Below are 13,097 nucleotides of genomic sequence, written 5' to 3' on the forward strand. Positions count from 1 at the left end.
ATTATAACCGGGCGGCGGGCGTTCAAAACTTAAGATGGACCTGCAGGCAACGTGATTAATACAATCGCCATCGGAGGAAGCTCCGCCTCAAGTTTTCCTCCCTTTTGAGCAAACCCGGAAAACGGCTTCGGTTTGACGTTTTCCGGACTGCTGAATGTATTGTGGGCATTCATTTTTTCCGCGTGCAGAATCGTTCCCGAAGGCGTCCCTGTCTTTTTCATGCCCCGCAGTTCAATCTTCACGTCAGCTTTGTGCAGATGATCGATATTGCAAATGCTGATATGTATGTCTCCGTTCTGCTGTTTGGACGCTGAAATGCTGACTTGCGGGAGCCGGCCGTCATTCCATTCGTACCCGGCTGCATTTGTTTCTGCCGCCAAAAGAGATGCGTCCTGGTGCACCTTAAACATATCGAACACATGATACGTCGGCGTCAACAGCATTTCTTTCCCTTCTGTCAGGATCATTGCCTGAAGCACGTTGACGGTTTGCGCGATATTGGCCATCTGTACGCGGTCTGCGTGCTGATGAAAAATGTGAAAATGCGCGGCGGCGACAAGGGCGTCGCGGATCGTATTCTGCTGATACAGAAAGCCCGGATTCGTGCCCGGCTCAGGATCAAGCCACGTGCCCCATTCATCAATGATCAGCCCGACTCTTTTTTCGGGATCGTACTGATCCATGATGGCGCTGTGCCTTGTGATCAATTCATCCATATGCGCCGCTTTTTTCATCGTGATGAACCATTCATCTTCCGTAAACTCCGTCGCTGATCCTTTCCCCTTCCAGAAGTCGCCCGGTATTGTGTAATAATGCAGGCTCAGCCCGTCCATGAGATCCGCGGCTTTTTTCATTAAAATTTCAGTCCAGCGGTAATCGTCGACATTCGCGCCGCCGGCAATTTTATAGATTTCATTACCGCTGTAATTGCGGACATAGGTTTGAAAGTTTCTGTAAAGGTCGGCATAATACTCAGGATGCATGTTTCCGCCGCAGCCCCAGTTCTCATTTCCTATTCCGAAATACTTCAGCTTCCACGGTGTTTCCCGCCCGTTTTCTTTTCTCCAGTCGGACATCGGCGTGCCTGCTTCAAACGTCATGTATTCAATCCAATCAGCCATTTCTTTAACCGTTCCGCTGCCGACGTTTCCGGCGATGTACGGTTCGCATCCGAGCAGTTCACAAAGCATCATAAACTCGTGCGTGCCGAATTCATTAGAATCAATCGTCCCGCCCCAATGGGTATTCAGCATGGTTTTGCGTTTCCCTACGCCGTTCGCCCAATGGTATTCATCAGCAAAACAGCCGCCCGGCCATCTGAGGACGGGAATCTGAAGCTGCTTGAGGGCGGCGGCGACATCCGTCCTGACCCCTCCGGTATTCGGAATATCGGAATCTTTTCCGACCCAGATGCCCTCATATATGCCTCTTCCCAGGTGTTCCGCGAAATGTCCGTATATGTTTTTATTAATGGTTCCCCGTGTGATATCAGTTTGAATGACTGCCGTATTGTGAGACAAACTTGATCATTCCTTCCCCTTAATAAGAATGAAAGCACTAGAGCCGATCTATCTGGGATGTATGCTGACTGGATAAGTTTGTAAGCGCTTTACAAAAGCTTATTACATTGGTTCGTACATGTCAATCTATTGTTTTATCAATATGTAATTTGTACGAATCAATTAACGCAAACCAAAACCCTCTGACAAATAAGCCAGAGGGTTTTGATTATGAATGAATATTGGCATTTTTAAATTCCTGGGTCAGAAGCGGTACCACTTCGAACAAATCGCCGACAATTCCGTAGTCCGCTATTTTAAATATTTCCGCTTCCGGGTCTTTGTTAATGGCAACGATGACCTTACTGTTTGACATGCCCGCCAAATGCTGAATCGCTCCGGAAATGCCGCAGGCGATATACAAATCCGGCGTGACGACTTTCCCCGTCTGGCCGATTTGAAGAGAATAGTCGCAGTAGTCCGCGTCACACGCGCCGCGCGAAGCGCCCACGGCTGCTCCGAGCACCTCGGCAAGTTCTTTTAACGGTTCAAATCCATCTTTGCTTTTTACACCGCGGCCGCCTGCTACGATAATTTTCGCTTCTGATAAATCCACGCCGTCCGCCGTTTTTTTGACTACTTCTTCAATGACCGTCCGCAAATCTGCCGGAGGCGCCGCAAGCTCTTCAATATCACCCGTCCGGTTCGCGTCTTTTTCTAATGCCTGAATATTATTCGGACGAATTGTCGCCAGAATGAAAGGATCGGTTGAAATCACCTGTTCAAAGGCTTTGCCGGAATAGATCGGTCTTGTAAAAACGATGTTATCTCCGGTAACGCTTACATCCGTGCTGTCTGAAATCAGCCCCGTTTCAAACCGGGCCGCAAGCTTAGGTGACAAATCTTTTCCCATAGAAGTGTGGCCGAAAATGACCGCATCAGGCTTTTCATTTTCGATCAAATCCCCGAGAACCGCGGCATATCCGTCCGCCGTATACTGAGAAAGCCCCGGCGAATCGGCCGTAAATACTTTGTCGGCGCCGTACTGAATGAGTTCTGATGCTGCATCAGCCGCGCCCTTTCCCATCAGCACGCCGATGACATCTCCTCCGCCGGAAATGGTTTTGCCTGCGGCTATGGCTTCAAAGGTGACGTTCCGTAAGGCGCCGTCACGAATTTCTCCGAGTACGATCACTTTTTTTCCCATTCTGACATCCCCCAGTTTCTTTAATATCAGTTTATACGACTTTGGCTTCTTTTCTCAGCAGTGACACAAGCTCTTTCGCCTGCTCAGCGGCTTCTCCTTCGATCAGTCTGCCCGCTTCTTTTTGCGGCGGCAGAAAACGTTCGATCGTTTTGAGCTTCGGTGCGGCATCATCTTCATCAATGCCGAGATCATCGAGCTCAAGTTCTTCCAGCGGTTTTTTCTTCGCCTTCATAATGCCCGGAAGCGACGGATAGCGCGGCTCGTTTAAGCCTTGCTGTGCCGTGATGACTAAAGGAAGTGAGGTTTTAATGATTTCGGTATCCCCTTCGTTGTCTTTCTCTGCCACAGCTTCATCGCCGCTGATTGTCAGTTTTGTAATCGTTGTGACGCAAGGAATGTTCAGCAGTTCGGCAAGCCTTGGAGCCACTTGGCCGGAACCGCCGTCAATCGCGACATTTCCGCCGAGAATCAGATCATATTCCCGGTCCTTGAAATAATGATATAAGATAGTTGAAACGGAGTATTGGTCAGGATCGCTCAGATCATCTTCAATATTGATTAACACCGCCTGGTCACAGCCCATCGCAAGGGCGGTTCTCAGTTCTTTCTCCGCATCTTCTCCGCCGACGGTTACGGCGGTCACGGTTCCGCCGTGCTCTTCCTTCAGCTGAATGGCTTCTTCAATGGCGTATTCATCATACGGATTAATGATAAATTCGGCCCCGTCCTCCTGAATCTTTCCTGCTTCAATGACGATTTTCTCTTCTGTGTCAAACGTCCGTTTCATCAGTACAAATAGATTCATATTCTTATCCCCTTTATCTTCGCCCACCGAATTGAGGCTTTCTTTTTTCGAGAAATGCCTGAATGCCTTCTTTTGCGTCATCTGATGCAAATGCTTCCCCAAAGCGCTTTGCTTCAAGCTTTAAGCCGCCGTCATAAGAATAGACCTTGTTTGAATAAAGGAGCTCAAGCAGAGAAGCCATCGACTGCGGGCTTTTTTCCGCAAACTTGCCCGCGAGCATTTTCGCTTTTTGCAGCAGCTCTTCCTCATGTTCGGCGCCTATCGTGACAAGACCGAGGCTGAGCGCTTCTTCTCCGGTCACAGGTTCTGAAGTGCCGATCATTTCAAGCGCTTTCGCCGTACCGACGTACCGGGGAAGCCGCTGCGTCCCGGCAAAGCCCGGAATAATGCCGAGATTCAGCTCGGGCAGGCCGAGCTTTGCATCTAATGTAGCGATTCTGATATGGCAGGCCATGGCAAGCTCAAGGCCGCCGCCGAGCGCAGCGCCGTGAATCGCCGCGATAACGGGCTTCGGAAACCCTTCAATTCTTTCCATCAGCTGCTGGCCTTTATCCGCCATGGCAGAAGATTGCTCAAGATTTTCAAGCGACGTAAATTCCTTTATATCAGCGCCCGCCGAGAAAAATTTCCCCTCTCCGCGAATGATGATGCTTCTGACACTGTCATCTGTTTCACAGCGGTCGAACAGACCGGACAACTCATCTAAAACCGCGCCGGACAGCGCGTTTGCCGGCTGATGATTAATGGTGATCACCGCAACAGATTGTTCTACCGCCATCGAAAGGCTGTTCATCCGTCAACCCCCTTTAGTTTTGATGAATCCCTGACACCAACAGCTCCAATACCTTGTCTGACAAATCCGGAAGATCATATTTCTGATCGTTCATCACCCATGTTGTCACTGTTTCATCTATCGTCCCGAATATCATCTGCCGGGCGAGGCGGACGTCGAGATTGTCTTTCCATTCCCCCGACTTGATTCCTTCGGTCAAAATGGTGTCCAGCATGTTTAAATAACCTTTTAAAATATCATTGATTTTCAGGCGCAGCTTGATATTCGACTGTCTGAGCTCAAGCTGGGTCACAATCGCGAGGTGGCGGTCATTGCCGAGCAGTGTGAAATGCTGCTTAATAACGAGAGCGAGTTTTTCTTTTGCCGTCGTTTTTTCTTTCACTTCTTCTTCCATGCGTTCAATGAACTGGCCCATCTTTTCTTTAAAAAGAGAAATGAGTATATCCTCTTTGTTTTTGAAATATAAATAGATGGTGCCGTCCGCAACGCCGGCCTGCTTGGCGATTTTGGACACCTGTGATTGGTGATAGCCGTTTTCCGCTATGACTTCTACTGCTGCATCAATAATCTGCATATACTTTGGCCGTTTTTGGTTCAATGTCATCGTTCCTTCCTTCGATAAATGAATGACCATTCATTCATAACTTCATGATAAAAAGGAATCCGGATTTTGTCAAGTTTTTCTTTTAAGGCACCTTGTTTTCATGGGAAGCATCTTCCTCTTCGACTAAACGCCTTCTTAATATTTTTCCGACGGCCGTTTTCGGAAGCTCTTTTCTGAATTCGTACAGCTTCGGGACTTTGTACGGCGCAAGCCGCTCTCTTGCAAACGCATCAAGCTCATCGGCATCTGCCTCGGCGCCTTTTTTCAAAACGATAAATGCTTTCACCGTTTCCCCCCTGTAGGAATCAGGGACGCCCGCTACGACGATTTCCTGAACGGCTTCATGCTCATAAAGCGCCTCTTCCACCTCCCGGGGGTAGATGTTGTATCCGCCGGCAATAATGATGTCTTTTTTCCTGTCGGCGATGTAGAAAAATCCTTCCTCATCCATATATCCCATATCTCCGGTAAACAGCCAGCCGTCTCTGATGACACGCGCCGTCTCCTCCTGCTTATTCCAGTATCCTTTCATGACCTGAGGGCCTTTTACGATCAGTTCGCCGTGTTCATACGGCTCCGCAAGCCCGCCTTTTTCTTCTGAATAGATTCCGGCATCGGTATTGGGCCAGGGACAGCCGATGCTGCCGGGTTTATTTTTTCCCCAGATGAAGTTTGAATGGGTAACCGGTGATGCTTCGGATAATCCGTAGCCTTCCACAAGCTTTCCTCCGGTCACTTTTTCAAATTTCTGTTTGACCTCAACCGGAAGCGCCGCTGAACCGCTCGGACAGCTTTCAATGGAGGACAGATCATACTTATTCAGCTCCGGGTGATGCAGCAGCCCGATGTAAATCGTCGGCGCCCCGGGGAAAACCGTCGGCTTCAGCCTGTCGATTGTTTTCAGGGTATCAAGAGCATTGAATTTAGGAAGAAGGATCATTTCACATCCCTGCATAATGGAAAAATTGAGCACGGCGGTCAATCCGTACACATGAAAAAAAGGCACGATGCCGAGCACCTTTTCGGCTCCCTTTTTCATTTTGTACATCCAGGCGGCGCACATTTCTGTATTGGCCTGAATGTTTCGGTGTGTGAGCATGACGCCTTTCGGATAGCCGGTTGTTCCGCCCGTGTATTGAAGCACGGCGATGTCATGCGCAGGGTCAATATCAAATGGCTCCGCTTCCTCCGCTTTTTCGTTTTTTAAAATATCCGCTAATTTGTGAATTTGTTCGCAGCCGTCATAATCAATATGCACCTGTTGTTTTTGCGTGAGCGTATAAAGCATATTTTTCGGAAACGGCAAAAAGTCTTTTATACTTGTTGTAATAATGCGTTCGACGAGTGATAACGTTTTCATTTTTATCACTTTCGGAAACAGCATATCGAGGGTGATGATCACGCGCGGCGCACTGTCTTTCAGCTGATACTCAAGCTCGTGTTCCGTGTAGAGAGGATTGGTCTGAACGACAATGCCGCCGGCAAACAATACGCCGTAAAAAGCGATGACCGACTGCGGACAATTGGGCAGCATAATGGCGGCTCTGTCACCTTTTTTCAAGCCTGTTTTGCGTAAAAAAGCGGCTAGCTTTAATGAATCTGTGAGAACGTCTTGGAATGTGAGTTTTTTTCCTAGAAAATAAATGGCGGTATGGTTCGGGAATTGAGCTGCGGAGTTTGTCAGATTGGATGGCAGGGTTTGATCGGTAAATTCAAGCTCATGCGGAATCTCTTCGGGATATTGAGAAAGCCATGGCTTTTCAGACTGCATAATACCTCTCCCTTCTGTTTTCCTATACGCTATTATTATAGCAGAAGGGTGATTGGAATGGGAAAGCGTTTCATGTGAAATTTCGAGTTTCAGGAGGTGTTGAGTTTGCTGGAAACGCTGCATTTTGAAGAGGGAGTTCCTATCCTGCGCCAGCTGCCGAAGCCGTTTACGTCGGCCGCCTTTTTGCTCCATCCCTTTGTCCGGATGCCGGATGGTCGGGAAGAGCAAAAGCGCAAACGGCCTTATGAACATATGTATCCGAGTGATGAGGAGATCATCGCGATGGGCAGACCCGTTTCCTGGCAAACCGTCATGACCATTTGCGGCCTGCGTTCTGAAAAAGAAACGGCGCTTGCGCTTATGACTGCTGTCACGGCATTGCGGGAGGAATATGCACATCCTGAATCCGCCGAGCGGTTAAATCGGCTCCATCATCCCGATCTGTACTTGCCGAGCGATGATGTCACTTCGCCATTTTTGATTCCGGGACTTTTGGATGTGTTCCGTTCAAAAGGCATAAAGCGCTGCACTTATTATGAGCCGTTCGAAGAGAAAGGCATATTTTTACTCAATCAAACGGCGGCTTCGGATGTATGCGGACTGCTGCGGGCTGACATGATCATTGCCGATGAAAAACGGCGCGCCGCTTTTATGAGCATATATGATTCTTTTACGACACTCTTTCTTATGGAAGATCAAGACATACAGTCTGTCGTCCGCGCCATGAATTGGGAAGCCGTCATTTGCTCTGATACGGCCTGCATAAACTGGTATTCTCAATAAAAAAGGCCGCCGATTTTAGTTCGGCAGCCTTTTTTCAGTATTAAGATGTCATGACCAGATAAATAAGTCCGATGAACAGAAAAATCCCCGCTGCCGACAGCAGCACTTTGGCAAGCTTCTCCATTTTTCCCCGTCCCCTTAAATCCCGGCGGCCACCACAAATGACAGGCCGACTGAGATGACAAATGAAATAAAGCCGACAGCTCTGTTATCTTTTTCAATTTCTTTATCAATTTTAAACCGGGGCGTCAGAAATTCAAAGATAAAATAGCTGATTAAAAGCATAATAAATCCGTATACGCCCCAGCCGATCATTTGCAAAAGCGAATTATGCTGGGCGATGCTGTGCTGAAAGACATTCGCGATACCGAGAATTTTCCCTCCGGTCGCCATTGCCACCGCAAGATTGCCTTTTTGGATTTCCACCCAGTTTTTATAGGATGTCACCAATTCAAACACGGTCAGAAAAATGACGAGACACAAGACGGCCACACTGTAATAAGCCGCGATTTCAACAAGCTCATTTTCCCAAAAAGCATTCATGACGTTTTCTCCCTTTTTATTTTAGTTCGACAATCGTTACGCCTGATCCTCCTTCTCCCGCTTCCCCGAACCGCGAGCTTTTCACGCTGCGGTGGTTTTTCAGAAGATCCTGCACCCCTTTTCGGAGGGCGCCCGTGCCTTTTCCGTGAATGATGGACACTCTCGGATAGCCGGCAAGCACCGCGTCATCTAAATATTTTTCGACGCGGCTGAGGGCGTTTTCGTAACGCTCTCCCCTGAGGTCAAGTTCAAGGGATACGTGATAATCCTTCCCTTTTACGGCGGTGATTGCTTTTTCTTTTTTCGGTTCAGGAGCCGATTTGAGAAACTCGAGATCTTTTTCCTTCACCTTCATTTTGAGGATGCCGATTTGGACGTTCCATTCTTTCTCGCCGGTTTTTTCAAGCAGCGCCCCTTTTTGTCCGAATGTGAGCACCTTTACTTCGTCGCCCGGCTTCAGCTCGCGTTTTTTCTCTGTTTTTCTTTCCGGCTGCTTTGATTTTTCAAAAGCCGGCATCGCGTCTCCGAGACGTTTTTTGGCGTCAATCAGCTCGTGTTCCTTAAAGGATCTGTGTTCTTGCTTGATGGACCTGAGCTCGCGGATAATCTGTTCGGCTTCATTTGCGGCGGCTTCCAGTTTTTCAGCAGCTTTTTGCTCGGCTTCTTCCATCATTTTATCTTTTTGGGCGTTCAGCTCAATGATTTGCTGCTGAAGCTCTTTGTGCAGTTTTTCTGCTTCTTTTCTGAGTGATTCGGTTTCAGAAAGTTCTTCATCCGCTCTTTTTTTGCTTTTTTCAAGCGATGCGATCATCAGATCGACTTCGTTATGTTCGGCGGTCATTTCTGACTTCGCCTGGCCGATGATATGCTCCGGAAGCCCAAGGCGTCTTGAGATTTCAAATGCGTTGCTTCGGCCCGGCACTCCGATCAGAAGCTTATAGGTAGGCGAAAGCGTTTCAATGTCAAATTCAACGCTGGCATTCATGACGCCTTGTCTGTTATATCCGTATGCTTTCAGTTCCGGATAATGGGTGGTCGCAAGCACTCTGGCGTTTGTCCGGTGAACTTCGTCAAGGATGCTCATGGCAAGCGCCGCCCCTTCCTGCGGATCTGTTCCGGCACCGAGTTCATCGAACAGCACAAGACTGTTTTCAGACACGTCTTTTAAAATATTGACGATATTGACCATGTGGGATGAGAACGTACTCAGACTTTGTTCGATCGACTGTTCATCGCCGATATCGGCAAACACATTGTCAAATACGGCTGCTTCTGATCCCTCGTCAGCCGGTATGTGCAATCCTGCCTGCGCCATTATCGTCAGCAGCCCGAGTGTTTTTAACGTAACGGTTTTACCGCCCGTATTCGGTCCCGTGATGACGATCGTTGAATAATCTCCGCCCAGTTCAATATCGTTGGCCACGACTTGATCTTGGGGCAGCAGCGGATGGCGCGCTTTTTTCAGACGGATAAAGCCGTCTCCGTTCATGAATGGTTTTGTCGCCTTCATTGCTTTTGCGTATCTCGCTTTGGCGAAAATGAAATCCAGTGTCTGCAGCACTTCCACATTTTGAGCGATTTCTTGTGTGTGTTCAGCGGTATGCTCCGTCAGCATCCGGAGAATCCGTTCGATTTCCTGTTTTTCTTTTACTTTCGCCTGCTGAAGCGAGTTGTTCATATCTACGATCGCCTGCGGTTCAATAAACAGTGTCGCACCGGATGAAGATGTATCGTGGACAATTCCGCCGTAGCTTGATCTGTACTCCTGTTTGACCGGGATGACAAAGCGGTCATTCCGAATCGTAACGATGGTGTCAGACAGCATTTTAGAAGCGGAAGATGAACGCAGCATCGATTCAAGCCGGTCTCTGACTCTTGATTCAAGCGTCCTGAGCTGTGTGCGGATTCCCCTTAAAGCGGGAGACGCATGATCAAGCACTTCACCATGGTCATCAATGCAGGAGTTAATCTCCCTTTCCAAATCGCCTAATGTAATCAGCTCTTCTGCATGGGCCTGTATCAGCGGAATGCCGACGCCGTCTTCTGTCATTTGGCTGATAAAATGCTTCATTTGTTTAACGGCATACAGCAGCCCGGACAATTCGGTGAATTCCGCCGGCGTCAGCACACTGCCGATTTCCGCCCGCCGTAAAGCGGATCTTATGTCGGTCAGGCCGCCGAACGGAGCATGGCCTCTCAAGCGCATGATTGCGGATGCTTCTTCGACTTCATCCAGCTGTTTTTGGATGTCGGTTAGATCCGTCAAAGGTTTCAGCTGCAGAAGTTTCTCCCGGCCGAGCGATGAGGCGGCATGTGCGGTAATCTGTTCTTTTACTTTATGAAATTCAAGTGATGATAACACTTTTTGCTGCACGGTTTTATGGTCCTCCTTACTTAATCATTGCGCGTCAGAAATGCTTTGACCTCATGTAGCGGCCGGGCGTTTAACACATGTTTTGTCTCCGTCCAGCCTTTGCGCGCAGCGGTCACGCCCGTTTTCATATCATCGAGCATCTCGATATTATGGGCATCGGTATTAATGACCAAAGTCACACCTTTTTCATTTGCTTTGATCAGATGCTCAGTCCGTAAATCGAGGCGCGCGGGGTTTGCATTCAGTTCAAGCGCCGTATTTGTTTTGGCGGCGAGCTCAATCAGCATATCGATGTCGACTTCATAGCCGGCCCGTCTGCCGATCAGACGGCCCGTCGGGTGGGCGATAATGTCCACGTGCTTATTCGTCAGCGCCTGTTCAAGCCGTTTCATAATGACATGCTCCGGCTGGCTGAAACTTGAATGAATAGATGCGATGACAAGATCCATTTCAGACAGAACACTGTCATCATAATCAAGCGAACCGTCGGGGAGAATGTCCATTTCTACGCCTTTAAAAATATGAAAATGTTCAAATTCAGCGTTTAACGCGTCAATTTCTTCCGCCTGTTTTTTGAGCCGTTCGGCCGTTAACCCGTTGGCTACCTTTAAATATTGGGAATGATCGGTGATCGCCATGTACTGGTAGCCTTTTGCCATACATGCTTCTGCCATTTCTCTGATGGAAAAAGCGCCGTCACTCCAGGCTGAGTGCATGTGGAGATCGCCTTTTATCGCTTTATGCTCCACAAGGTCCGTTTCTTCCCGGTACGTGTCGACCTCCTGCCCGCTTTCTCTGAGCTCAGGAGGAATAAACGGCAGACCGAAGTGGGCGTAAAACGCTTCTTCGCTCGGGAATGTTTTGACGTCTCCCGTTTCTATGGTTTCTACTCCGTATTCACTGATCCGTTCACCGCGCTCTTTCGCCAGCTGGCGCATTTTAATGTTGTGATCTTTAGAACCGGTAAAATGATGCAGTGTGGTGGCAAACTGTTCCTCTGTCACAAGCCGGAAATCCACACTCGTCTCATATTCAAATGTGAGGATAACCGATACTTTTGTATCCCCGCCCGCTATCACGTCTTTTACGTTCGGGAGGGAAAGAAGCTGTTCTCTGACAGCCTCCGGATGATCTGTAGCGATAATGTAATCCAGATCTTTTACGGTTTCCCGCGCTCTTCTGAGACTGCCGGCCCGGGAATATTTCTGAATATCCGTCAGCCGGGCCAAATGTTCTTCAATGACTGAAGCAATGCTGAGCGCATAGCCGATCGGAAACCGTTCCGGCTGTTTTCCGGCTTCTCCGAGAGCCTGAAGGATTTTCTCCTCCGTTTTTTTGCCGAAACCGGCGAGCCCCTGTACTTTTTGCTGCTCGCATGCTTCTTTCAGCGATTCCGCGTCATGAACACCCAGTTCCTGGTACAGCTTGGCGATTTTTTTGCCGCCGAGGCCCGGAAGCTTCAAAAGAGGAATCAAGCCTTCCGGGACTTCTTTCTGCAATTGGAGAAGCGTGCCGGACACACCTTCCTGCATATATTCACGAATGACGCCGTAGGTGCCTTTTCCGATTCCGGATAAAGACATCATGTCGTCGATTTCCGACAGGCTGCGGTCATCCTGCTCAAGCGCCGCTGCCGCTTTTCGGAAGGCTGATATTTTAAACGGGTTGTCCCCTTTCAGTTCCATATAGACCGCAATCGTTTCAAGCAGCCTGATGATATCTTTTTTATGCATACTGTTAACCCCCAGTCGTTTCCTGCTTTTCATCATACAAATTTTTCTCCTCCGGCACAACTGACGCAGAGCTTGAAAAAAACTTCTCCGGTCAAGAGAAGTTTTTTATGCCCCGTACTGGGCCCACAGTTCTTGCAGGAGCCCCGACAGATACGGCGTATGATGTGTGATGATATTTGCAAGCGTCGATTGTGCGAGCATATCCTGAAGCGCGCTTACCGGCAGTACGGATGCGACGTATAACAGGATAAACGCAAATAAATAGACTTCCAGAAATCCAAGCACCCCGCCCAGCAGTTTGTTGATCTGTTTAATGACCGGAATGCCGGCGATGATATTAAGCGCCGCTCCGATAATCCGGAGCAGAATCTTTGCGATGATAAACAAAATGACAAACGCGATCGCGTTGTAATAAGCCGTCTCCACGTTTCCTTTAATAAAAGACAGAGCCGCCTGCCCGCCGGAAAAATCAGGCGCGGGTATAAAACTCAGATGCGGGGCCAGATTTTTGTAAAAAAGCGCCGCAAACGCAATCGAGAGGATGAAGCTCGTTAAATATATAAATTGGAGGATAAACCCTCTTTTTAATCCAAGCAATGTGCCCATTAAGAGCAGAACTAAGATGATGATATCTATCATATGGTGTTCATTCCTTTTCTTTAAGCTGCCGCTCCAGTATTTCATATTTTTCTTGCAGTTTCATATAATCATGCACGACATTGACCGCAGTCAATACAGCGAGCTTATTTATATCAAGATATGGATTTTTCTCGTTGATTTCTCTCATTTTATCATCAACCATTCCGGCCACATGGCGCATGTGCGCTTTGCTTTCTTCTCCGATAATGGTGAAGTGCTGGCCGTAAATGTTTACTGTCGTTTTGGTTTTTTTGCCGTCAGACAACGTTTCTCCTCCATTCCGCGAGAATCCTAGTTCCTATCATACCACGATTATCGTTTGAATGGAAAGACGAGCCTCGGGCTG

12 protein-coding genes are annotated in these 13,097 nt (G+C 48.4%); 1 reads left to right on the forward strand and 11 read right to left on the reverse strand.

The window, feature by feature from the left end; genetic code table 11:
* Positions 1-29: 29 nt before the first annotated feature.
* The 6 genes from VP472_RS13260 to VP472_RS13285 form a co-directional block, all read right to left on the reverse strand.
* Positions 30-1,520, reverse strand: a complete 1,491-nt coding sequence (locus VP472_RS13260) for an alpha-N-arabinofuranosidase (protein WP_146277279.1) — start codon at positions 1,518-1,520, stop codon at positions 30-32.
* A gap of 208 nt (positions 1,521-1,728) precedes the next feature.
* Positions 1,729-2,706 carry an electron transfer flavoprotein subunit alpha/FixB family protein gene (locus VP472_RS13265; RefSeq protein WP_017418309.1) on the reverse strand — a complete coding sequence of 326 codons (978 nt, stop codon included), beginning with the start codon at positions 2,704-2,706 and terminating at the stop codon, positions 1,729-1,731.
* 31 nt (positions 2,707-2,737) lie between these two features.
* Entirely contained in the window at positions 2,738-3,511 is a 774-nt protein-coding gene (locus tag VP472_RS13270) for an electron transfer flavoprotein subunit beta/FixA family protein (protein ID WP_094247679.1), read from the reverse strand.
* A 13-nt stretch (positions 3,512-3,524) separates the two neighbouring features.
* The gene (locus VP472_RS13275; protein WP_102421648.1) at positions 3,525-4,304 is read right to left on the reverse strand and encodes an enoyl-CoA hydratase; all 780 of its coding nucleotides are present in this window, start codon (positions 4,302-4,304) and stop codon (positions 3,525-3,527) included.
* Positions 4,305-4,317: 13 nt separating this feature from the next.
* Positions 4,318-4,902, reverse strand: coding sequence for a fatty acid metabolism transcriptional regulator FadR (locus tag VP472_RS13280; protein ID WP_007408119.1), 585 nt, complete (start codon positions 4,900-4,902; stop codon positions 4,318-4,320).
* 88 nt (positions 4,903-4,990) lie between these two features.
* Entirely contained in the window at positions 4,991-6,679 is a 1,689-nt protein-coding gene (locus VP472_RS13285) for an AMP-binding protein (protein WP_153986677.1), read from the reverse strand.
* Between the two features lie 105 nt (positions 6,680-6,784).
* On the opposite strand from VP472_RS13285, the gene VP472_RS13290 reads away from it, so the two are divergent.
* Positions 6,785-7,462, forward strand: coding sequence for a DUF2711 family protein (locus VP472_RS13290; RefSeq protein ID WP_146277283.1), 678 nt, complete (start codon positions 6,785-6,787; stop codon positions 7,460-7,462).
* Between the two features lie 138 nt (positions 7,463-7,600).
* Here VP472_RS13290 and VP472_RS13295 read toward each other — a convergent pair whose 3' ends face one another.
* The 5 genes from VP472_RS13295 to zapA form a co-directional block, all read right to left on the reverse strand.
* The gene (locus VP472_RS13295) at positions 7,601-8,005 is read right to left on the reverse strand and encodes a DUF350 domain-containing protein (RefSeq protein WP_003152541.1); all 405 of its coding nucleotides are present in this window, start codon (positions 8,003-8,005) and stop codon (positions 7,601-7,603) included.
* Positions 8,006-8,021: 16 nt separating this feature from the next.
* Positions 8,022-10,379, reverse strand: coding sequence for an endonuclease MutS2 (locus tag VP472_RS13300; protein ID WP_146277285.1), 2,358 nt, complete (start codon positions 10,377-10,379; stop codon positions 8,022-8,024).
* Positions 10,380-10,399: 20 nt separating this feature from the next.
* Positions 10,400-12,112, reverse strand: coding sequence for a DNA polymerase/3'-5' exonuclease PolX (gene polX / locus VP472_RS13305; protein WP_146277287.1), 1,713 nt, complete (start codon positions 12,110-12,112; stop codon positions 10,400-10,402).
* A 105-nt stretch (positions 12,113-12,217) separates the two neighbouring features.
* On the reverse strand, positions 12,218-12,751 hold the full coding sequence (locus tag VP472_RS13310) for a CvpA family protein (RefSeq protein WP_003152534.1): 534 nt from the start codon (positions 12,749-12,751) through the stop codon (positions 12,218-12,220).
* Positions 12,752-12,758: 7 nt separating this feature from the next.
* Entirely contained in the window at positions 12,759-13,016 is a 258-nt protein-coding gene (gene zapA, locus VP472_RS13315; protein ID WP_003152533.1) for a cell division protein ZapA, read from the reverse strand.
* Between the last annotated feature and the right edge of the window lie 81 nt (positions 13,017-13,097).

The sequence above is a fragment of the Bacillus sp. MT(2024) genome (assembly GCF_036362845.1).
GTDB lineage: Bacteria > Bacillota > Bacilli > Bacillales > Bacillaceae > Bacillus > Bacillus velezensis.